This window comes from Variovorax sp. WDL1, assembly GCF_001541225.1.
Lineage (GTDB): Bacteria > Pseudomonadota > Gammaproteobacteria > Burkholderiales > Burkholderiaceae_C > Variovorax.
The window spans coordinates 61,669-62,322 of the sequence record NZ_LMTS01000172.1; the positions used below are offsets into that span (position 1 = coordinate 61,669).

Below are 654 nucleotides of genomic sequence, written 5' to 3' on the forward strand. Positions count from 1 at the left end.
CGAAGGCCCTGCCCTCGCCTTGCAGGCGCCATGGCATAGTCAGTAGGAAGCGCCGAACTGTGGTTTCGCTGCATGAGCCGGGTCAATACGGAACTGGGCTACCATCCTTCGATCGCGACGGCTGGTACGGCGTGTTCCTCCCAGCCGCGACGCCGACCCCGGTGGTACAGAAGCTGGCGGACGAGATGGACCACGTCATTCACCTGCCTGAAATCATGGCCAAGATCGAGGCACTGGGTCTGCAAGTGGGCGGCGGCAAACCAGAAGAGTTCCAGAAGGTCGTGCGCGCAGATTCCGCCGCCTGCACCCGCATCATCAAAGAGGCGAACATTCGCTTGACGCCCTGAACCCTGTGGCATGCCGGCTCCGCGCCGATCCAGATCAGATCGCGCGGTTGGTCGAATGCCGCTGGTCATTGACTCCCTTCGACTCGCCTCCTGAGGACCTGCATGAACGACGGCCTTGCCCAATTGATCGAACTCGCCGCGGCCCCGCCGCTGGCGCCTGCTTGCGACCACTTCTACTTCCTGCGCCACGGCCAGACCGCGGGCAATGCGCAGCGGATCTTCCAGGCGGTCGATGCGCCGCTGAGCACGCTCGGGCTGCAGCAGGCGGCGCGCGCTGCCGAGCGGCTGGCGGGCGAGCCGATCCGCA

2 protein-coding genes are annotated in these 654 nt (G+C 65.4%); both read left to right on the top strand.

Going from position 1 to position 654, the window contains the following annotated elements; all coding sequences use genetic code 11:
• Nucleotides 1-347 (top strand): tripartite tricarboxylate transporter substrate-binding protein (locus tag APY03_RS40505; protein WP_269747405.1); only part of this gene is annotated, 347 nt, incomplete at its 5' end.
• Between the two features lie 102 nt (nucleotides 348-449).
• Nucleotides 450-654, top strand: a 205-nt coding sequence (locus tag APY03_RS44360; protein ID WP_232324380.1) for a histidine phosphatase family protein, incomplete at its 3' end; no start/stop codon positions are given.